This window comes from Algoriphagus halophilus, assembly GCF_900129785.1.
Classification (GTDB): domain Bacteria; phylum Bacteroidota; class Bacteroidia; order Cytophagales; family Cyclobacteriaceae; genus Algoriphagus; species Algoriphagus halophilus.
The window spans coordinates 2,390,747-2,411,968 of record NZ_FSRC01000001.1 but is presented as its reverse complement, the minus strand read 5'-3'; the positions used below and the strand labels follow the sequence as shown (position 1 = coordinate 2,411,968).

Annotated in this window: 13 protein-coding genes; all 13 read left to right on the top strand. The window is 39.5% G+C overall.

What is annotated here, in order from left to right; translation table 11 throughout:
- Positions 1-16: 16 nt before the first annotated feature.
- The 13 genes from BUR11_RS10100 (at position 17) to BUR11_RS10030 (ending at position 21,212) form a co-directional block, all read left to right on the top strand.
- Positions 17-1,129: an acyltransferase family protein gene (locus BUR11_RS10100; RefSeq protein WP_074224690.1), complete on the top strand. Its 1,113-nt coding sequence runs from the start codon at positions 17-19 to the stop codon at positions 1,127-1,129.
- A 145-nt stretch (positions 1,130-1,274) separates the two neighbouring features.
- Positions 1,275-7,505 carry a PKD domain-containing protein gene (locus tag BUR11_RS20930; RefSeq protein WP_084560921.1) on the top strand — a complete coding sequence of 2,077 codons (6,231 nt, stop codon included), beginning with the start codon at positions 1,275-1,277 and terminating at the stop codon, positions 7,503-7,505.
- On the top strand, positions 7,506-8,507 hold the full coding sequence (locus BUR11_RS10080; RefSeq protein ID WP_084560920.1) for an N-acetylneuraminate synthase family protein: 1,002 nt from the start codon (positions 7,506-7,508) through the stop codon (positions 8,505-8,507).
- The gene (gene neuC / locus BUR11_RS10075) at positions 8,504-9,658 is read left to right on the top strand and encodes a UDP-N-acetylglucosamine 2-epimerase (RefSeq protein ID WP_074224689.1); all 1,155 of its coding nucleotides are present in this window, start codon (positions 8,504-8,506) and stop codon (positions 9,656-9,658) included. The genes BUR11_RS10080 and neuC overlap by 4 nt, the downstream gene beginning before the upstream one ends.
- Complete coding sequence (locus tag BUR11_RS10070; protein ID WP_074224688.1) at positions 9,658-10,353, top strand: acylneuraminate cytidylyltransferase family protein; 696 nt, start codon at positions 9,658-9,660, stop codon at positions 10,351-10,353. Before neuC ends, BUR11_RS10070 begins: the two co-directional genes overlap by 1 nt.
- The gene (gene asnB, locus BUR11_RS10065; protein ID WP_074224687.1) at positions 10,353-12,050 is read left to right on the top strand and encodes an asparagine synthase (glutamine-hydrolyzing); all 1,698 of its coding nucleotides are present in this window, start codon (positions 10,353-10,355) and stop codon (positions 12,048-12,050) included. Before BUR11_RS10070 ends, asnB begins: the two co-directional genes overlap by 1 nt.
- A 98-nt stretch (positions 12,051-12,148) precedes the next feature.
- A complete protein-coding gene (locus BUR11_RS10060) occupies positions 12,149-13,360 on the top strand; it encodes a glycosyltransferase family protein (protein WP_074224686.1) in 1,212 nt (403 codons plus the stop codon).
- 233 nt (positions 13,361-13,593) lie between these two features.
- The gene (locus tag BUR11_RS10055; protein WP_074224685.1) at positions 13,594-15,240 is read left to right on the top strand and encodes a hypothetical protein; all 1,647 of its coding nucleotides are present in this window, start codon (positions 13,594-13,596) and stop codon (positions 15,238-15,240) included.
- 106 nt (positions 15,241-15,346) lie between these two features.
- Entirely contained in the window at positions 15,347-16,309 is a 963-nt protein-coding gene (locus BUR11_RS10050; RefSeq protein ID WP_074224684.1) for an MraY family glycosyltransferase, read from the top strand.
- A 554-nt stretch (positions 16,310-16,863) separates the two neighbouring features.
- Positions 16,864-17,331, top strand: coding sequence for a nucleoid-structuring protein H-NS (locus BUR11_RS10045; protein WP_074225206.1), 468 nt, complete (start codon positions 16,864-16,866; stop codon positions 17,329-17,331).
- A gap of 26 nt (positions 17,332-17,357) precedes the next feature.
- On the top strand, positions 17,358-17,936 hold the full coding sequence (locus BUR11_RS10040; RefSeq protein WP_074224683.1) for a hypothetical protein: 579 nt from the start codon (positions 17,358-17,360) through the stop codon (positions 17,934-17,936).
- Positions 17,933-18,775, top strand: a complete 843-nt coding sequence (locus BUR11_RS10035) for a hypothetical protein (RefSeq protein WP_074224682.1) — start codon at positions 17,933-17,935, stop codon at positions 18,773-18,775. Before BUR11_RS10040 ends, BUR11_RS10035 begins: the two co-directional genes overlap by 4 nt.
- On the top strand, positions 18,762-21,212 hold the full coding sequence (locus BUR11_RS10030; RefSeq protein WP_074224681.1) for a leucine-rich repeat domain-containing protein: 2,451 nt from the start codon (positions 18,762-18,764) through the stop codon (positions 21,210-21,212). Before BUR11_RS10035 ends, BUR11_RS10030 begins: the two co-directional genes overlap by 14 nt.
- Positions 21,213-21,222 lie beyond the last annotated feature (10 nt).

Here is a 21,222-nt window from a genome sequence, read left to right as displayed (position 1 = left end):
TTTCATCTAGAAATTAATGGCCCAAGCAAAGAAGGTCCTTTATTACAAAGGTTTAAATGGAATCAGAGCGATTGCAGCTTTGTCAGTCCTTCTTTCGCATATTATCACAGGGGCCAATTATATTTATCCCCAATTGGAGATCGATGAATTGGACATTGCCAATTATGGGGTCACCATGTTTTTTACCCTAAGTGGCTTTTTGATTTCCAGTTTATTGTTGATGGAGCAAAAAAAGTCAGGGACCATCAAACTGAAGGATTTTTACATTCGGAGAATTCTTCGGATTTGGCCTATTTATTACCTCTATATTTTTATTTCTGCTGCTTGCCTTTACTTTTTTTTAGACACAAGTATTATTCAAGTAGAACTTCTCTATTACCTGACCTTCTTTGCCAATGTCCCTTTTATTCTTGGCGCGGGACTGATGGCGATCAGTCATTTATGGTCCATCGGGGTGGAGGAGCAATTTTATATATTCTGGCCTTGGTTGTTCAAGAGCACCAAAAAAATCCTGACCAAGCTCTTTGTGTTTGTTTTGGCGTTTTATGCGTTAAAAGTGTTTGCCCTAGTGATCTTCAAATACACCGATAGCGATATTTTTTATACCGTATTGAAAGTGAATCGGTTTGATTGCATGGGAATAGGAGGGATTGGGGCCGTCCTTTATCACCAAAAAAGTAAGATGGTTGAATTTCTTACCAGCAAAGCTGCTCAGTGGATCGTGCTGATCAGCCTGATTGTGATGTTATTAGAAGAGTTCAGATTTTCCATGTTAATAGATCATCAGCTGGTGGCTTTAGTTACACTTTCATTGATCCTTTCAAACATCACCCTCAAAAAGCCACTCCTTAATTTGGAGAACAAATTTTTCAATTTCATCGGAAAGCTTTCATACGGGATATACGTATACCACAAGCTGATCGTGTTATTATTAGTCCCCTTCATTCAAATCTTACCTGTTCCAAATGGTCTGAAATTAGCGTCCTTGGGCATTCTCTCTTTGGTATTGACTGTAGCAATATCTTACCTCTCCTACCATTATTTTGAAAAAAGATTTTTAAAGCTAAAATCGAAGTATACGACCATCAAAAGCACTTCCGAAAAAGAGCTGACGGTGAGTTCCTCCTAATTTTTTTGCTTATTCTACTAAGTTGCATAGTTTTTGTTTACTTTTTAAGACTCTTAAATTGCAGGTTGAATATCATAAAAATCAATTGCATGAGGTTGCGTTTTTACACACCTTTGAGGAATTATAGATGGATAAAATAAAGTAAATGGCAAAAATTTTACTTGGCCTTGCTAGACTCGTAATGACTTCTTTTCAAAAGAAGAATCAGCTGTTTGCTTTAGCGGCCAGTTTAATTATTGCTATTCAATTTTTTGTACTGAGTTCAGCAGAGGCTCAGATTGCAATTCCAATACCAAGAGAAGGTTTCCCCTATTGTCAGCCATTTACTGGAAATGGGCCATTTGAATACACAATTTTAGGTGGAGAGCTAAGAATACCGATAAACGTTCCGGAAAATTGGACGCCTCTCCCAATAGTGGATGATAGTGAGCAATACCATGCCAAACCAAATGGGACATCTTTACAATTAACCCCTTATGAATATTGGCATTCTGGTTATGCAATTGTGGATATTCCTTTCTCATCCCAATATGGGATAAAAGCTTCTTTCGAATATTTTTCTTATGGTCCTTTTGATCCGTTAACAGAAAGAGCTGCACCTGCAGATGGGATCAGTTTTTTTATGTTTGACGCTGATCAACCAGTTGATATTGGGTATTTAGGTGGATCTCTAGCCTATGCTCCTGCCTTTGACCCTGATGATGGTGAAATTTTGGTTGATGGGATTGCTGGCGGATATGTTGGAATTGGATTTGATGAAAGAGGTAATTTTGCTAGAGGGACATATCAGGAACCAATCGAAAATTGGCTAGATGGTATTGCTCAAAGTATAACAGTACGTGGCCCTGTAGAGAAAGACTATGATGTTGTTGAGAGGTATCATACAAATAAAACTAATTATGGAGGACAACCTTATTTTCCCCCTGCTACAATTCCTAGTAACCAATGGTTTGATATAGATAATACTTCTTTAGTCAGAACAACCGATTGTAGTTTAGAAGGTTATAGGAAAGTGTTCATCGAATTAGTTCCTCATGAATCTGGTATTGGTTATTGGATTTATATTAAAATGTTGGTAAACACCAAAGACAATGGTTTTCACCCAGTAGAATTTCCTCCAATAGAATATAATTATTTAGCTCCGGAAAGGTTGAAGATTGGGTTTGCTGGTAGTACAGGTTATGGTAGAAATAATCATGAAATAAGAAATGTAAAGGTAAATGTGTCAAGTATTGATCCCCTTCGTCTTCCAATTGTCTCTGATGAAAAAAGAATTGTATGTGTCGGAGAGGATTTAGAATTTGAATTTCCTGTAGAGTTACAGACAGGAGCTGATGCATTTATAACTTGTATACAATTATTTCAAAACTCCCCAGGCTCCCCTGATAATACCCCTCCCTCAACGGTTGAGGATTGTACTTTTGATGACTCTGATTGTAGTAGTGAGTGTTCATTAAATGTACCTGTAGAGGTGCGAGATGCAACAGGTAAATTATTGGGGACATTTTATGCTGATTTGGAGCCTTTAGATACTGAAAACTTTGAAGATTTAAGAAATAAAGCGACAATCCGATTTGAACCAGCACCTGATTTTATAGGTGAAGCTACTGTTTATTATAATGTGACTGACAACTACGGTCTGACCTCAGAACCAGGAAAAATCACCGTTGTTGCCAATCCATTTCCAGTAAAAATTCAAGACGCATCCATAGAAAACCCGAGTTGTGATGGACAATCAGATGGTAGAATTTATGACATCATTGTAGGTGATCTAGTAGATGGATTTGATTATGAATGGCTCTACAATGGTAATTCAATTGGAAAATCTGGAGCTTCCGTTAGCACTTTGGTGAATGGTGAAGCCACCTTTGAATTGGATGGGATTAATCTAGGGACCTATACTTTAAATGTTTGGAACCCATCAGATTCCCAAAATGGAGGCTGTTACGAAACTGTAGAGGTAATTGTCAATCAGGAAGACGGTACGCCAGTCGATATAGAAGTGCCCAATCAAACCATTTGTGAAGGGGAGGATGTTTCATTTTTGCCTTTGATTGATCCTGCAAATAATCCTTCAGGAGCTACTCCTAATTTTTTATGGTATCAAAATGCCAATCGGGCTGGAGGAGCATTGGTGAATGGGTCTACTGTAACAATCGACGGTAACCCAGTGGATGTTTCTATTTCTTCATCTGGGGAATTGACTTTATCCGGATTAAAATATGCTGCAGGTACATCTACTTATGAGTTTTATGTGGAGGCAGCTTCACAATCTCAAACTGGAGGTAACTTTTGTCCTTATATAGGTGACGTACTTACCAAAGCGACTGTTCTAGTGAACCCACCTATAGAATTTACCATTTCACATACCGATGATTGGTGTTTGAGTTATGTTGGTGAAATTATAGGTACTGTCACTGGAGCTTCAGATGTCACTTACTATTTATTGGATGAAACGGGGAATCCAATTGGAAACAATACCTCGGGAGAATTTTCAAGTTTACCTGCAGGTACTTATCAAATTTATGGAAGTTCACCTTCCCTAGGCTGTAGTACTCCTGTGGAAGAGGTGATCATAGAAGGCCCTTCAGAAGGGTTAGTAATTACCCCGTCGCAAATTGACAATGCCTATTGTGAACTTCCAAATGGGCAGATTGATTTTGTGGTAAGCGGAGGTAACATGCCTTATCAGTCTGTCAAAGTGGGTGGAGTAGATGTTCCTGTCACTTCAAATGGAATTTATGCTGTCCCTGGACTAGCAGAGGGAAGTTATACGATCGAAGTCATTGATGCGCAAGGCTGTAATACGAGTATTTCTATGGTGATACCAGGAGATGAACCATCTAATTTCACTACTCTTGGCTCTGAAATCTGTGAGGGAAAGGTAGGGACTGCCACCATTGATATTAACGACCCTTCTACAGGAACTCCAACCTATGGATGGTATTATGAAGATGCTTCCGGAAACTATCAGCAAATTACGGATGGATTGACTGTGGGTGACCTTTCTTATGAAATCAACCCTAGCATGGAACTGTCGGTTACCGGTTTGACTGCCAATCCAAGCCCTTATATCTATTATTTATTGGTTACTGGAGATAGAATCTGTGATCAAGGCTATATTCCTACTGAAATTTTGGTGACTCCAGGCCCTGAAATGAATCCTCCGATCGTGACTGAAACTTGCTTTGGAGAAACTACGGGAAGTATTCAAGCACAAATACCTGGAAATAACTATTCGGATTTTGAATTTAGCCTTTCAGGGGATAACGGGATTTTCGAGGATTTTTCTAAAAATGATGGATTGTTTACTGGCTTACCAGCAGGCATCTATGAGGTAAGTATCAAAGATGATTTGGATTGTATCACCACCTTGGGTGGAATTGAGGTAAAAGAACCAGCAGATCCAATATCCATCAATACAAATTACTCCATTGAGCGGGCATCCTGTGGATTGGCTAATGGTGTGATCAAAGATATTCAGCTGAGTGGAGGTTGGGGAGATTATACTGTAGAATGGCGTAAAGGCGCTCTTGATGGCCCTGTGATTCCAGGTGACCTGACCGGAGCAAATAACTTATTGCCTGACACTTATTATGCTATAGTTACTGATGCTATAGGCTGTTCCATTTCGTTTGATTTTGAGGTAGGAACACTGTCAGATCCAGTGTATGATATTGTTCCACCAATTGACGTTTGCGTAGAAGAGCAAGTAGAAATCAGACCTATTCATTTGGCTCCTGATCCTAATCTACCTCCAGCAGCATTTACAGAGGTTTTCTGGTACAAGGATGCAGGACAACAAGGATTGATCACGACAGGGCCTGACGCTAGCATGCCTGGCGTTAGCTACACCGTAGACGACTCGGATTGGTTAAATCCTAAACTGCTCGTCGATGGACTTCCGGCAGGTGTGTATGAATACTATTTTTATGTGGCTTGTACTGGTCAGGAGATAAAAGTAGATGTAGAGGTGTTTGCAGTACCAACAGTGGCACTGGAAACAAGCCCAGTTTCATGTTTTGGAGGGGAGGATGGAAAAGTAACATTCCTATCAGGAACGAATCCAGCTTATGAATATAGCATCAATTCCGCTGCGCCGATTTCACAAAGCGAGTTTGAGTCGATGGGCTTTGCTGCAGGAACCTATCAAGTAGAAGTGACCACGCCTGCAGGATGTCCTCAGGAACTGGAATTTACAATAGAGGGACCTGAATCTGCCTTGGAAGTTACCCCTCTGATGGGAATAGACCCAGGATGTGGAGCTTTGAATGGAAGTTTAGAGGCAAATATTACTGGAGGCTGGAGCCCTTACCAAGTTACCGTGATCAAAGACGGGGCAATTCTTCAGACGATTGAAGACTCCGGAAGTTCCATCGCATTGACTGGGCTTGGTGCAGGTCTCTATTCCTTGGAAATTGAAGATGCACAAGGTTGTCAGATAGTTTCTAACGATTTGGAGCTTATTGATGGACCTTCTCAGATTTTGGTAGAAGACCAAGCTGTTTGTGAAGGGCAACAAGTGGTGTTCAGCCCTTCTATTGATCCTGCAGCTCCTGGGGCAACATTTGAATGGTATTTCGATGCCAATACCAGCCAAAAAATCCCTTCAAGTTCTACTCCTAATGGACAAGGGATTACCTATGAAATCAATTCTTCCACAGGGGAATTGACCATCACTGGTCTGTCGGTGTCAGCCACCCCTTATCAATATTATGTAATTGCAGTAGGAGATGAGGTTTGTACTGGATTTGTGGCGGAAGCGGAGGCCATGGTTTATGGCACACCATCTGCCACCTATGTGAAGACAGATGAAGTTTGTTTTGAGGATGGTGGAACCATTGAAGTAACTGCTACAGGTGGTTCAGGGAATTATACCTTCACATTAGATGGTCAGATATCTCAAGATAACGGCTTGTTTGAAAATGTGCCTAGAGGAATTCATAGCATTACCATTTCAACTCCTGAAACTTGTGAAATTACACTGGATAATATTGAAATAGTAGGTCCAGATAGTCCATTGAATGGAGAGATCACAGATATTGTAAATCCTGCCTGTGATATGTCCAATGGATCCATTACCCTAGCATTAACGGGTGGAATGGCTCCTTATTCAGTAGAAGTACTCAAAGATGGAGTAAGTCAGGGAACCCAAACTTCCGATCAAAACGGGGAGGTGATGGTATCTGGAATCAGCAAAGGAGAATTTGTCTTTGAAATCACAGATGCGTTAGGATGTACCATCACTCTTTCAGAACCATTGGATTTGGTAGAAGTTCCTACTGAGATCAGTTTGGAAGATCAGCAAATTTGTGAAGGACAAGATGCCGTCTTAACTCCAGAAGTTCCAAGCAATGTCAACGCTCCTGTATTCACTTGGTTCTTCGACGAGGAAATGAATAATCCTTTGCAGTCAGGTGTGGTCAATGGAGTTACTTACACCATTGATTCAGAGGGTGAAATGACTGTTTCTGGATTGCCTTCCAGAGATCAACCTTATGAGTACTATGCTATGGTAAGTGGGGTAGGAGTCTGCGGGATAATCCCTGAAAAAGTGGAAGTGAAAGTCAGCCCATTCCCGAATTTGAGGGTTTCTAATCCTTCCATTGTTTGTGATCCAAATGAAACGGTGGATTTGACCAATTACATTGAAGGCTACAATCCATCCGTGTATGAATACAATATCATTAGCCCATTGGGCAATGCCTTGACAGGAAATGAAGTAAGTGCCGTAAATGTTTCAGGAAATTATGAAGTGAGTTCCTCCTTGAAAGGATCCGGTTGTTGGACAGAATCGCAACGAATCCTGGTAAGGATCGCTGAAGAGATGTTACAATCCAACTTTGAATACCATGCCGACCAAGGAGATGGAATCATTGTCAGCAACGGGGATATTCAGATTCTTGAGAATGTTGATTTTGAGGATATTTCCAGTGGGGAAGTTATCATGTGGGAGTGGGATTTTGGTGATGGAGCTACTAGTACAGAACAGAACCCAAGCCATGTCTATTCCAAAAAAGGTACATTTACCGTTACATTGAAAACAACAGACTCCATTGGTTGTCAAAGTGTCTATTCGATTTTGGTGGATGTGAAAGATGATTATTTGTTGATGATGCCAAATGCCTTTACTCCTGATGGTGTCAAAAACCAGTATTATAAACCGATGCATAGAGGACTTGCCAGTCTTGATTTTTATGTATTTAACACATGGGGAGAACTGATCTACCATTCAGATTCTTTGGAAGATTTAGGTTGGGATGGTACACTGAATGGCAAACCAGCACCAAATGGTAATTATGTTTATAAAGTGAAATACCAAACCAGGTCTGGAAATGTGTTTGATGAAGGAGGAGTATTTATTTTAATTCGATAGATGATAATTGCCGAGATAGGCCAGGCCCATGATGGAAGCCTGGGGAATGCACATGCCTTTATAGATGCGTTGGCTGAAACAGGGGTAGATGCAGTAAAATTTCAAACCCACATTGCAGAAGCAGAGTCTTCTAGTTTTGAACCTTTTCGGGTGAAGTTTTCCAAGCAGGACGATACTCGTTTTGACTACTGGAAAAGAATGGAGTTTACTCCAGAACAATGGAAAGGATTAAAAGCACATTGTGAAGAAAAGAACCTGAAATTCATCTCTTCTCCTTTCAGTAATGCAGCAGTGAACTTACTGGAATCAATACAGGTGGAATCCTATAAAATAGGGTCAGGAGAAATTGGAAACTTTTTGATGTTGGAAAAAATTGCCCGTACCGGCAAACCGATCATGCTAAGTTCAGGGATGAGTTCATTTGAGGAATTGGACAAAACGGTTGATTTTTTAAGGCCCTTTGGTAATGCCCTAAGTATTTTACAATGTACCACAGCTTATCCCACACAACCGGAACAATGGGGTTTAAATGTGATGGCTGAATTAAAAGCACGGTATCAGGTACCTGTTGGGTTTTCAGATCACAGTGGAGATATTTTTGCCTGCCTAGCGGCGGCAACTTTCGGAGCGGAGATTTTTGAGTTTCATGTGGTCTTTGACAAAAGACAATTTGGACCGGATTCCCCTGCCAGTATCAGCATCGATCAGACTAAGGTGCTTTGCGAGGGAATCAAGAAAATCCAAAGTGCCTTAAGAAATCCAGTGGTGAAATCTGAAAACCAGAAATATTCAGAGTTGAAAGTGATGTTTGGAAAATCCCTGGCAGTAAATAAAGCCTTACCGAAAGGTCATCTATTGACGGTGGATGACTTGGAATCCAAAAAACCTGGGGACAAAGGAATTCCTGCCTCTCAATACCAATTAGTCCTTGGAAAAGAGTTAAATAGAAATCTAGAAAAATGGGATTTTCTGAATTCAGAAGATCTTAAGACAGACTCATGAAAAGAAAAATCTGTGTTGTAATCACTGCACGCCCTTCCTATTCCAGAATTAAAACTGCATTGGCAGCAATTAACAATCATCCTGATTTGGAATTGCAGTTGGTAGTAGCCGCTTCCGCATTACTGGACCGGTATGGCAATGCAGTAAATAATATTGAGAAAGACGGCTTTAAGATTACTGCGAAAGTTTTTAATGTATTGGAGGGAGAGAACTTGACTGCTGCTGCAAAAACAACAGGAATAGGCATTTTGGAGCTCTCCACTGTATTCAATAACCTGAATCCTGATATTGTGGTGACGGTGGCAGACCGTTTTGAAACCATGGCCACGGCAATTTCCGCCAGTTACATGAACATCCCTTTGGCACATATCCAAGGAGGCGAAGTAACGGGAAATATTGATGAGAAAGTGAGGCATGCCATTACCAAATTATCTGACTACCATTTTGTGGCATCCGAGGATGCATATCAAAGAGTAGTGAAATTGGGAGAAAATCCATCTTATGTCTTTAATACGGGCTGTCCTAGTATTGATTTGGCCTATGAAATCAAACAAAACCCCAAGTTGGACTTTGACCCCATTCAAAAATATGGGGGAGTAGGAAAAGTGATGGATTACTCCAATGGGTATTGGGTAGTCATGCAACACCCTGTCACCACGGAAGTAGGTAATTCAAGATTTCATATTGAGGAGACACTACATGCTATGTACAGTTTAAACCAACCCGTATTTTGGTTTTGGCCCAATGTCGATGCAGGAGCGGATGGAACCAGTACCGGAATCAGATCTTTTAGGGAAACACATGACTTGGAGAATTTTCATTTCTTTAAGAATATGGAGCCTCAGGATTTCTTAAAGCTCCTTTATTCCAGTAAAGGCCTTATTGGAAATAGTTCTGTAGGAATTAGAGAATGTGCGTTTATGGGAGTGCCAGTGGTGAATATCGGTTCCCGACAAAACAGTAGAGAAAGAGGGAATAATGTCAAAGATGTTGGTTATTCTCGAGTAGAAATTCTTCAGGCGCTCAATGAAATAGAAAATTCACCAAAACCTCAAATCTCTACCATCTACGGAAATGGAGATGCGGGTGAGAAAATTGCGCAGCACTTGTCTGAACTTCCGTTGATTTTTCATAAAACCATCACCTTTTAATGAGAATACTTGGTCTGATCCCTGCAAGAGAAGGGTCAAAAGGAATTCCCGGTAAAAATATTAGAATACTAGGTCACCAACCTTTAATTGCCTATTCCATCACAGATGGTCTGGCTTCTGAAAAATTAACCAAAGTAGCGGTCAGTACAGATGGGGAAAAGATCTCTGAGATTGCAAAATCCTATGGAGGGGAAGTCCCTTTTTTGCGACCTAAAGAGTTGGCCCAAGACCGAACTCCTTCCATAGATGTGGTGCTTCATGCTTTGGATTTTTTTGAGCAAAACGGAGAGGTTTTTGATGCGGTTTGTTTGTTGCAACCTACCAGCCCCTTCCGGCCCAAGGGTTTCATTGATGCCTGTATTCAAAAATTTGTGGATACCCATGCAGATTCCCTTATTTCGGTATTGGAGGTTCCTCATGAATACAATCCACATTGGACTTTTAAAATGGATCAAGAAGGAAGCTTGTCAATCGCTACTGGTGAACCTACCCTGATACCTAGAAGACAGGAGCTGCCCATGGCCTACCACAGAGATGGGTCGGTATATATATCCAAAGTCTCCCTAATCAAAGAGCATAAAGTGCTTGTTGGAGGAAAAACTGTAGGAGTGCTTTCAGATAAAGCCTATTATGCCAATTTGGATACCCAAGAGGACTGGGTAAAAGCAGAAACAACTTATAAAAACATAGTTTAATGTGTGGAATAGCCGGTATTGTCGGAAGAAATCCTGAAAATAAGGTTGTCCTAGCAAACATGCTTGAAAAGCAGACCCATAGAGGACCTGATGCCAAGGGTATCTGGTCTGCGGATGAGGTTTTTCTAGGTCACAATAGACTTTCTATTTTAGACCTATCTGAAGCGGCAAATCAACCATTTTTCAGTAATTGCGGGCGCTATGTAATTGTTTTTAACGGGGAGATTTATAATTATCTAGAGTTAAAGCAATCCTTGGATTACCCGTTCAGGACGAAATCTGATACAGAAGTGCTGTTGGCAATGTATATCAAGTACCGGGATAACATGATCAATTATCTCAATGGTATGTTTGCTTTTGCCATTTGGGATATTCAGGAGAAACAGCTTTTTGCGGCTAGAGACCGATTTGGAGTAAAGCCATTTTATTATTCGATGGCTCAGTCCCAGTTTTTATTTGCAAGTGAAATTAAAACCTTATTTGCAGCTGGGGTTACCCAAACTCTGAATGAGGAAGTTTGGGCAGATTATTTCGTTCACGGGAGTTATGGATATCCTGAAGAGACTTTTTTCAAAGACATTTACCAATTAGCTCCAGGACATAGTCTTAGCTATAGAGAAGGAGATCACAGACCTCAAATCAGCCAATACTATGACTTTGTAGATCAGGTGAAGCATCAGCCTGTTTTTGAGGATGAAAAAAGACTTCAAGAAGAATATTTGGAATTGTTATTGGATTCCATCCGATTAAGATTCAGATCAGATGTCCCTGTTGGCTTCAATGTGAGCGGTGGGTTGGATTCTTCCATTCTACTCGCTATGATTTCTAGAATCAAGGAAGGTGAAATGCAAAACATAGAAGCTTTTTCTTTCTATACTGGAGATGAGCGCTATGATGAATTACCATGGGTCAAGGATTTAATTTCTAAAACCAAAAGTCCATTAAACCCTGTTCTTTTATCCCAATCCGAGGTTCCGGATCTAATAGAAAAAGTAGCCTATTTCCAAGACGAGCCATTTGGGGGATTTCCTACCATTGCCTATTCAAGGATTTTTGAAAGGGCAAGGCAGAAAGGCTTCTTGGTATTACTGGATGGACAGGGGATGGATGAGGCCTGGGCAGGTTATGATTATTACCGGAGCGATTCCAATGCTTTGGTCCAGGGAATTAAAAGTTCATTGACTCGGCCAAATGTGATTTCCCCAGAGCTTTGTGCCAAGGCGAGAGCAATAAGCTATCCGGAACCTTTTGATAATCCACTCCAAAACAAGCAATACAGGGATGTGTATTTTACCAAAATCCCTAGAGCCCTCCGATTCAATGATCGAGTAAGTATGATGCATAGTACAGAATTGAGAGAACCATTTCTGGATTATCGGTTAGTAGAAATGGCATTTGCCCAAAAAAGGGAAATGAAAATCAAGCAAGGTCAAGGAAAGTGGTTGCCACGACAATTGGTCAAAAAGGAGCTTGAAAATATTGCATTAGCCCCTAAAAGACCCCTTCAAACCCCTCAGCGTGAATGGATAGGAGGTCCTTTGTCCGATTTTGTGGAAGATAGGATCAGTATGCTGCGCTCTAACCCATGGATTGAGAAAAATGCATTGGATTTGGAATGGCAGAATTATAAAAATGGTCAAAACGACAATAGCTTTTTCGTTTGGCAATGGATCAATACTTCCTTTTTCGAAGGTTAATTCATGAGACCAATCGAAAAGTAGGTGATAAACAGATATTAGTAAATAGTAGTAGTTAAAGAATTCAGTTTTAGGGATTCTTTTTAAAAGTTCGAAAAATGAAGTTTCTAATCATTGAGCAAGATTTAAGGGTTTCCGGAACCAGCCAGGGAATAATTTCTAGATCATTTTTGGGTAAGCTGAGGAAGGCATACCCTGAATCCTTGATCGATGTTCATTACATCAAAGCTGAGGACTCAGTCGATAAACTCGATTTACTTCCTGTAGATCATATGGTTGAGTACAGAGTAAATGCTGCAGCACCTATGTTGGTTCAGCTTGCAAATAAATTGTATTGGAGACTTTTCAATGTTTCATTGGTAGAAGAGTGGTTTGTAAAACAATACGCTAAAATTATAGCCAAAATAGATTATGAAAAATATGATCATATCTTCATCAGGAGTGCAGGGATTGGTCATGAAATGATTCTAGCGACCCTGGATTTACCAATTCTTAAAAAAGCGATTGTTAATTTCCATGATCCCTTTCCTGTTGCCTGGTATGTAGGAACAAAAGTAAAGCCGACAAAGCTAGATTTTTTTAGACTGGCTAAGATGATGAAGGTAGTGGAGCAGGCACATGTTTGTACATCCACCGCATCTTACATGTCACATGACCTGCAACACCTCTATGGTTCTAAAAAGCCATTTTTCACCCTTCCCCATCAATATGACCCTACCGTTTTCAGCCTAAAGGAACCTACTCAAGTAAGAGTCAAAGAAAAACCTGTAAGTATTTCTTACCATGGGGCATTGATGTTTGGTAGAAACATAGAAAACCTGATTAAAGCGTACAGTGAATTGGTCAATTCTGATCCGAAATATGTGGAAAATTCCGAATTGATTTTAAGAGTAAAAGGGAATGAGGTAGCTCGATTCAAGGAGATATACGGTGATGCCCTAAATATCAAATTTTTGGATACGGTGGATTTTTCCAGTTCCTCAAGTGAACAGATTCACCAAAGTGACATCGTGATTATTTTGGAAAACGGACCTTACTATTGTAATATTTTAGTGGGTAAGGCTCCTTTTCTGGCATCCATTAATAAGGCAGTTCTTTGTTTATCTCCAAAGAAAAGCGAGCTAAGAACCATCGTTTCAGATGATACATGTATTGCAGACATGGGGGATGTAACAGAAATCAAAACGAAGCTGAAGAAACTGATTGATAATGAACTTGATAAGGGTGAACCTGTTAAGCCATTTGGAGAATATTTCAGCCAAGAGAATTTCAAAGTTCAGCTCAATGAAATATTGCAAGCCAATAAATGAATTATCTCAAGTAGGCATAGATGAATTGGAGAATCATCAAAAAACTACGTGGAAAATTTATTCTATTTGAATAAGATGTTCGCATCCTTAGGAATACATTTTTAAATTGGGGCTATGGTGTAACATCTTAGTTTGATTTTTATACTGGGAATCCTTCTAAATCCAAAGAGGGATCTGAACAAGATATGACACCGAAATGGTGGTGACTTTTATATCAACTAATTCTTTTATCTATGAAATATCGAGTGCACATATCCAATCTATCCTTTGAAATCGAAGTTGAGAAACTGGAGGACCTTTCAAAATCCATAAAGGACGGAGTTGCAGCTGCTATTGTCTCTGCTCTTCCAGCTGATTTTGATCCAGAACCAGCCCAAAACTTATCAGAGGTAAAATATATTACGCTGGAGGAATTTAACTATGATTGGGAAAAAGCTATTCAGCATACTCAGAACTCGGATGTTTCAATAATCAGGCTTCAAAAAGGAAAGAAATACAGGGTTAAAGAGTATAGTACCCAAAAGCTTAAGAAGGACTTATTTATTATTTCTGAAGGAGATTCTGAACTACGATTCGGGTTGGATAATTTCGATCAATGGAATCCAGATCCATCGGTGAAACAGGACCGTTATGTATTTGATTTGGATACTTGGAATTCCCAAGTGGCAATTGTAAATGTAGACCTCAAATCAGCACAACTTGTGCAAGAAGTTCAACCTTTTTATCGAGGTATTTTCAAAAATTCTCCCAACCAAAATCAATCAGGATTAATAGCCTTAATAAATTCAAATACTGATATGGAGTTTGGACTCTTATATTCAGGAGGCCAAGAGGAAGATTTAACCCTTATTCAGAAAGATGTCAATTTTGAAGGAATCATTTGGCAGGAATTAAAGGCCAACAATGGGGGAGGTTTACAAGTGATTATGGATAATTGTCACTTGAAACAAGTGGATCCACCTACTTACTTTAAGAAGCAATTAAAGTTCTCAAAAAATGCTGTCATGGTCAATGAAGGAAGTTTCAACCAGATAGAAAATACCTTCCAAGGAATGGGAAACAGCTCCAATATAGTTTTTGTAGAGGGAATGACTTTCTTACTTCCGCCCACAACATTCATTCGAAATTACCATAACAGATATAATGGAGATAGTATAGACAGTACCAATCAGGATATATCTCATTACATCCATCCCATACCATCAGTGGGAGAGAAGTTTCTGATGTCTAGAAGTTATGATCTTTACGGGGTACCTATTCCTGGGATGTTACGAAATGTCATCAACTGGGAAAAGTTAGGTTTGGATCCCAAACCCAATGTTGTCAGGTCATTACAAGTAGGGGACAGATTGAGGATAAATGGGCAAGAATACCTAGTCAAAATCACGGATCGAATTCCAGGAGTGACTTTTAATTCAGAATATAGATTTAATGGTCAAGACTCCTATTACGCTCAGGAATTTAAGTTGGATAAAGATCTTCCAGAGGATATACCCATGGTAGTAGAAGTAGAAGTGTTAGAAAGTAAAGGAGAAAAATTGCTGGATGGAAACCTTCATGAGGGGTATATTGTCTTTAAGTATAATAAAAATTGGCAGACAAATATGGATGTGGACCATGGCTTGGATTATATGCTAGCTTCCAATCCTTTTGGGGTACTTTCCTATAATCATAAGGAAATATCCCTTTGGGCCAAAAATACAGTTCACCAAGGGTTTTACAGGCAATCCAAATCTGGAAAGGGTAATTCCAAAGGATATACCTTAATTAACTGCAGCGGTTTTGGAGACCAGTTTAATCCAGAGATACCTATGAATGAATCTGGAGACATGGCAAAAAAAGCAAAGGATTTTATCGATTTTATAATGGCATTGGTTTAAAAATTGCTCCAATAGCCGAACTTGTCCTTAATTTTCTGGAAGAAAGGGCCGAATTCTCCACTCTTCTATAAATTTGATTCAAATTTGATTTGACATACTGCACTGTATGATATTATCCCACCTTATAATTTTCCTTATTCTTTTATTGCTTGCGCTGATTTATCAACGCTTGGCGATAAAATTCAAAATTATTGACATTCCAAATAATAGGAGTTCCCATGCCATACCAACGGTAAGGGGAGGGGGGATCTTATTTCCGGTGGGAGTGATTTTGTGGTGGATGGCTTTTGATTTTCAAAATACCTGGATGGTACTTGGGGTCGTTTGGGTTTCTGCTGTCTCTTTAATGGATGACCTATATTCTATTTCCAGGAAGATTCGTTTTGGGGTTCAGTTTTTGGCAGTAAGCATGGCTTTTTATGACCTGGATTTATTTACCAGCGTTTCTTGGTATGTATTACCCGTGTTTTATTTCTTTGCTTTGGGAATTATCAATGCGGTCAATTTTATGGATGGCATCAATGGGTTGACCGGGCTTTATTCCTTGGTATTTATGGGTAGTATGTTAGTGGTGAATACTTATACGCCACTATTTGACAGGGAATTGATTCAATATGAAATCCTTGCCTTGAGTGTTTTCCTGATTTTTAATTTTAGAAAAAGAGCCATGATGTTTGCGGGGGATATAGGAAGCATTTCCATCGCCTATTTAATGATTTATTTTTTGACGAAATGGTATTTATACGAACAGAGTTGGACCGTGCTGTTGTTTTTGATTGTTTACGGAGCCGATTCCATGCTAACCATGATCCAAAGGTTGATCAAACGAGAAAATGTGCTTGAGCCTCACCGGTCTCATCTTTATCAGATCTTGGCCAATGAAGGTAAAATTGACCATATCCTTGTAGCAATGATTTTCGCAGGGATCCAAGGGATTATCAATTATTTCCTGTTTATACAACATCGAGAGGTTCCACCAGTGGATTTGTCAGTGCTAGTGATTGTAGTGTATGGATTGATTTACCTCGCCGTGAAAAGAATTTATTTATCTAAATATAGAATGACCTGAATTTGCCCTTGAGGTAAAGTTATTTAGGAGAATAAATAAGAAAAGCCGAGGGAATCCCTCGGCTCTTCGTTTAGGCAAACGCCCTATTTAAAACTTAACGCATTTCAAATATCGGGTATATTTCAACTCGAAGAAATACCTATAATTGGGTATTTTTTAACCATTTTGTGGATATTTCATGTTTTCCAGGATTTAATTTTTGATGTTTTTCGCTCTTTTTAATTGAATTAAAAATCTGGAATAGTTTTTATACAATCTGTGATCTTTCGCGGGATTTTTGGTTTCGTTTCTGACTAAATCCTCTAACCGACTAAAAAAACTACTCTTACTGAGCGGTTTTATTTCAGGGATTCCCGAAAATTTTCGCCTACCATTAAGGTAATCATGATGCCGTCAAAAAGGTGAATAGAATTATTAACAAAAAGGATTGACTATTTGGTATGGCATTTGTCTTTTAATCATCTGTTTTTATTTAATTTGTGGCAAATTTGCGCACCGGTAAGTCCGATACAGCAATTCCAAATAACACCGTAAAATTTAATCAAACCCCTAAAATGAAAGAAAAGTTATTCTCTTTTTCGATCAACCGCTCTCTGATCATTGCCCTAGTAGGTCTGTTGGCTCTAGGTGCTTGTAAGAGTAAAAAGAAAGCTGTAGAACCAGCTCCTGCTCCTGCACCAGTAGAGACAGTAGAGCAAGCTCCACCTCCACCACCTGTTGCCTCTGCTGAAGAAGTGGCTGCCGAAAAATTGGAGAACTATTTCAATAGTGTAGCTTCCTCTGGAAGTGCTTCGATGGCAAATCAATCTATTCAGGAAACACTTTCTATGTTTTCAAATCAGGAAACCCCGGTTTTGATTGTTATTCATGAAGAAAACGGAATCAAGGATTACGATGAACCAACTACCATCAAGAAATACCTTGAATACCTGAAAGACACCAAGAAAAACTTGAATTTCATCTCTGACATTCGTTTGGATGCAAATGGTAAAGTTTCTGAATTGGAACTTAGAAGAAAATAATTCCCCACCTGAAAAATAGATTTGACATGAAAAATAAAATGATCCTTATGTTGGGCCTTTTTTTAGCCACAACAGTAAGTGTATTCGCTCAGGCGGATGATATCAGCCCTGCAAGAAAGCAGGCAATTGACTCATTAGCCTTAGAAAAAGTAAAAGATTTAAGTAAATATATCAGCATTATCGGTAGCAAAGAAACTCAGTTCTCTGAAGCTAACCGAGTAATGGACAGAGCAGAAGAGCTATTCGCTCCGGGAGCTGAAATGGGTGTTTCCAGCATCAATTCCAGTGAGATTGCTTATTACAAGGTAAGACGTTATTTCGAAAGATTGATGGCGTTGAATTATGACCGGGTGAATATCACTTGGTATGACATTCAATACATCTCCGATTTGGAAAGACAGCCTGATGGCAGATATGTAGGTGTGATTACCGTATTCCAACGATTTGAAGGTACTTCCATTGAAACTGGAATGAACTATAAGGATACCACCAAAAAAGATATCACTATTTACGTAGAGAAAAAGCAGACTCAAATTGCCGGACGAACCATCGAATTCTGGGATGTGATGTTGGGTGATGTAAGAGTGACTGAAACCTCCGCATGAGATTAATTTCCCTGATATTTGCGTTTTTTATCGCAAGCATCTTTTTTGTCTCGGGGCAGGGCATAGGCGGCCCCGGGACAATCAAAGATGATGGTAGATTCGCAGCATCAACAAAGCAAGTAAATCAATTTTTTAGAAGGTTTAATGCCGAGGAATCACCGACCGATGGGAATAAGAGATTTTATCCAGGTGACTCCCTTTACCATAATAAAGCATTGAGAGAGGGCTTTTTAAAAGTCCTTTTTGATAATCAAACTTCTTCTATTTCTCCTGACCTGAAAGATCAGTTTCAGAAAAATGTATTGTCGGATCAATACCCACAATACCTGAATTTTCATCGGGAAGGTTGGATGGCAGAAGTACAAGCCGATTTCATTTTTAAAGGTAAAAGAGAAACGGCTACCCTAGTATTAAAATTACAACCAGAAGGTTTGGGCTATGAATGGGTCATAGATAAGGTGAGTTTTCCCCCATTTAAGGATCTTTTCAACAAGCCAGTAGGTGATGAGAAGGATTTTCTGCATCCCTTAAGTCATGAATTAGGCTTCATGAACCTGCGTAGGGCCTTCCAAGACTCTAAAATGCCTGAAGCTTTTACAAAATCTAGTTTTGAACCGGATTATTTGACACTGTTTTTGTATGAAATGAAACAGAATAATGTTCGATTCGAAACTGTTAAAGATGTTAAGTTCCATTTCTTTCAGATTGAAGGATGGTATTTTGAAGTGAATCAATTCAATCGACCAGGGTTTAATACCGGCTGGTTGATTTCAAATCTGGTGAAACTTAGTCCAGGTGATAAGGAAACTATCCTGAAATACATTTATGATCAAGAGTAAAGTATCCATTTTTCTATTCTTGCTTTTAGGTTTTGCTGCTTCAGTTCAGGCGCAAAACATCAAAGGCTATACCCAAGAAGAAATCAAAGACTTCACTGGAAAAGTAGAAGATCAGGTTCGCTTTTTGGAATACCTTCTCAACACGGTTGGGAATGAGGAAACTCCTGCTCGGGATAAAGATGTGGTGATCAGAGAGAGTTACCTGAAAATATTCAGAGATGAGCATGTGCAGGTAGAAGATGACCTGCTGATGGATAGAAAAGTAGTGACCAATAAAGATGTAACTGCTTATCTCAAAGACATTGAGTTTTTTTTCACCAATGTTAATTTCAAATTCAAAATCCGGGAGGTAAAGCCTTCCCAAAAGGATAATGGTGAGGTCTTTTTTATAGTTTCCTTGGATAGAACCATCACTGCCACGGGAAAAACAGGTGAGAGCATCAGCAATACCAAGCCCCGTTTTGTGGAAGTGAATTTGGAAGACAAATCCCAGGAATTAAAAATTGCCAGTATCTATACCACGAAGTTGAGCCGTGATGAAGAATTGATGGAATGGTGGGAGATTTTGGATCCAAATTGGAAAGTCTTTTTCAGGGAGAAATTCCAGATTTCAGAATATGACTCCATTGATATCAATCAGCTGTATCGATTTGTGGAAATGGATTCCTTGGATATCTCCGGGACAGATTCGTTATTGAATCTGAAGCCCATGGAGGCGATGAGGCAATTGAAGTATGTCAACCTCAGCAATACCCAGATCACTGAGTTAGGTCCGATTTCCAACGTTACCTTTCTGGAATATTTGGATGTGTCCAATACTCCTGCTTCCGATATCCAGTTCATCAAATATTCCGATCGTTTGAAGCATTTGGATATCTCCAATACACAGATTCAACATATTGAGGAGCTGGCCAACTTGAAGTCATTGACCAGCCTGAAAGCCGATTATACTCCGATTATGAGCTTTGCGGTATTGAATGAGTTTGATAGCTTGAAAAACCTGAGCCTGGTTCAAAGTGGTTTCAATAGTGCTGAAAATATCAAAGAGTTGAAGCATCTGAAAAGATTGGATTTAAGTCGAAATTACTTGATCAATTTTACCTCCTTGGAAGCGTTGACCGATTTGGAGTATTTAAACCTATCCGAAACCAATATCCAGGATATCACACCACTTAATAATTTGGAGAACTTGCAGGAGGTGGATTTGACAGGTACCCAGGTTGCGGATATATCTGGATTGAATGGTAAGGAAAAACTTTATAAAGTATTGGCCGACCAAACCAAACTTTCAGTATTGGCAGCTGATAATTTTACCAGAAATAACCCCTCCGTTTTACTGATCCACCATGTCAGAGATTTGGAGAGCTGGTGGTCCGGTTTATCCGATGCTTGGAAGTCTACTTTGAAAAAAGCCAATCCAAAGATCAGAACAGATAACCCGAATGTGGAAATCTTAACCGAAACCATCGGGGTGGAGGAATTGGATATGTCTGGAGAGGGGATTGAAACGCTCAATCCGATCACCCGATTCGTAAAGCTTCATAAGTTGAATTTCTCCGACAACGAGGTGTCGGATTTATTACCACTTTCGGAGGTAAAAACCTTGGTAGAGATCACCGGTAAAAACACGTTGATAAGAGATATATCCCCAATCAAAAACAATGAATTGCTGGAAAGGATCGATCTAGAGGGCGCCCCAGTTGAGAGCATCATGGATGTGTTGTCTCTTCCAGAGTTGGTATATATCAATGTAAACAACTCCGCAATATTTGAGGAGGAGGTGCCAGAAATATTAATTCAAAAGCCAACTCTGAATATAATTTATCGGACAGATGAGTTGATGGCCTGGTGGGAAGAATTGGATGGAACATGGAAGAATTTGCTAAGAAGGCAAAATGGGACACCGGAAGATCCTAATACCGAGCAATTACATGCCATGACCGAGAAATCCTCTTTAAACTTTGAAAGTGTGCCGATTGGGAAAGTGGAAGCCTTGACCATTTTTAGTAATTTGAGATCCTTGACGATTTTTGATGCGCCTTTAATGAATATGTCTCCGATATCTGAATTAAAGCTTTTAAAGTCTTTAAAGCTTTCTCAGGTACCTGTTTCGGATTTTAGTGCATTAGCTTCATTAACTGACTTAGAGGAACTGGATATTTCCAATACCGGTATTTCTGATTTAGAACCTCTATCCAGTTTGATTCATTTAAAGAAATTGAATATTTCAGGAACAAATCTGAAAACACTTCGAGGTTTGGAAGGCCTAATCAATTTGGAAGAGCTAGACGTTGCCAGCACTAATTTGAGGTCTTTAAGACAGATCGAAGGCTTGACAAATCTGAAAAAATTGTCATGCTTCAATACCCGACTCAATAGCCGGGCTGTTGATAATTTCAAACAAGCAGTACCAGACTGTGAGGTGAGGTACTATTAAAATTATAAGG

Bases quoted from the DNA above. Each gene is read 5' to 3' on its own strand.
- asnB (WP_074224687.1), top strand. From the start codon at position 10,353: ATGTGTGGAATAGCCGGTATTGTCGGAAGAAATCCTGAAAATAAGGTT.
- neuC (WP_074224689.1), top strand. From the start codon at position 8,504: ATGAAAAGAAAAATCTGTGTTGTAATCACTGCACGCCCTTCCTATTCC.
- BUR11_RS10055 (WP_074224685.1), top strand. From the start codon at position 13,594: ATGAAATATCGAGTGCACATATCCAATCTATCCTTTGAAATCGAAGTT.
- BUR11_RS10060 (WP_074224686.1), top strand. From the start codon at position 12,149: ATGAAGTTTCTAATCATTGAGCAAGATTTAAGGGTTTCCGGAACCAGC.
- BUR11_RS10035 (WP_074224682.1), top strand. From the start codon at position 17,933: ATGAGATTAATTTCCCTGATATTTGCGTTTTTTATCGCAAGCATCTTT.
- BUR11_RS20930 (WP_084560921.1), top strand. From the start codon at position 1,275: ATGGCAAAAATTTTACTTGGCCTTGCTAGACTCGTAATGACTTCTTTT.
- BUR11_RS10100 (WP_074224690.1), top strand. From the start codon at position 17: ATGGCCCAAGCAAAGAAGGTCCTTTATTACAAAGGTTTAAATGGAATC.
- BUR11_RS10030 (WP_074224681.1), top strand. From the start codon at position 18,762: ATGATCAAGAGTAAAGTATCCATTTTTCTATTCTTGCTTTTAGGTTTT.
- BUR11_RS10080 (WP_084560920.1), top strand. From the start codon at position 7,506: ATGATAATTGCCGAGATAGGCCAGGCCCATGATGGAAGCCTGGGGAAT.
- BUR11_RS10050 (WP_074224684.1), top strand. From the start codon at position 15,347: ATGATATTATCCCACCTTATAATTTTCCTTATTCTTTTATTGCTTGCG.
- BUR11_RS10045 (WP_074225206.1), top strand. From the start codon at position 16,864: ATGAAAGAAAAGTTATTCTCTTTTTCGATCAACCGCTCTCTGATCATT.
- BUR11_RS10070 (WP_074224688.1), top strand. From the start codon at position 9,658: ATGAGAATACTTGGTCTGATCCCTGCAAGAGAAGGGTCAAAAGGAATT.
- BUR11_RS10040 (WP_074224683.1), top strand. From the start codon at position 17,358: ATGAAAAATAAAATGATCCTTATGTTGGGCCTTTTTTTAGCCACAACA.